Genomic DNA, 805 nt, shown 5'->3' on the forward strand with positions numbered 1-805 from the left:
GTCCTTATTTCGCACGATATTCCTTTCCTCAACGACGTAATCAATATCGTCTACCATGTGGAAAATCAACAACTGATCCGTTATTCTGGTGACTACTATCAATTCCAAGAAGTCTATGCTATGAAAAAGTCTCAGCTGGAGGCGGCCTATGAACGCCAGCAAAAGGAAATTGCAGACCTCAAGGACTTTGTGGCACGAAACAAGGCCCGTGTCGCAACGCGTAATATGGCCATGTCCCGTCAAAAGAAATTGGATAAGATGGATATCATTGAACTGCAAAGTGAGAAGCCAAAGCCGTCCTTTGATTTCAAACCAGCTCGTACGCCAGGGCGCTTTATCTTCCAAGCCAAGGACTTGCAGATTGGCTATGATCGTCCTCTGACCAAGCCTTTAAACCTTACTTTTGAACGCAATCAAAAAGTGGCTATTATCGGAGCAAACGGGATCGGGAAGACGACTCTGTTGAAAAGTCTCTTGGGAATCATTCCACCGATTGTTGGGGAGGTTGAGCGAGGTGACTACCTGGAACTTGGATACTTCGAGCAGGAGGTCGAAGGTGGCAACCGTCAGACACCACTAGAGGCTGTCTGGAATGCCTTCCCAGCCCTCAATCAAGCAGAGGTGCGTGCAGCCCTAGCTCGTTGTGGCTTGACTACCAAGCATATCGAAAGCCAGATTCAGGTCTTATCCGGAGGGGAACAAGCCAAGGTTCGCTTTTGTCTTCTCATGAATCGTGAAAACAACGTTTTGGTCCTGGACGAGCCGACTAACCACTTGGATGTTGATGCCAAGGACGAACTCAAAC

At 48.0% G+C, this 805-nt stretch carries 1 protein-coding gene; it reads left to right on the plus strand.

Annotation, left to right across the window (positions count from 1 at the left end; translation table 11 throughout):
• Positions 1-805: ATP-binding cassette domain-containing protein (locus SORDD16_RS03530; protein ID WP_164966479.1), on the plus strand; the 805-nt coding region annotated here is incomplete at both ends.

Origin of the sequence: Streptococcus oralis, assembly GCF_001578945.1 — a bacterium.
GTDB lineage: Bacteria > Bacillota > Bacilli > Lactobacillales > Streptococcaceae > Streptococcus > Streptococcus oralis_Q.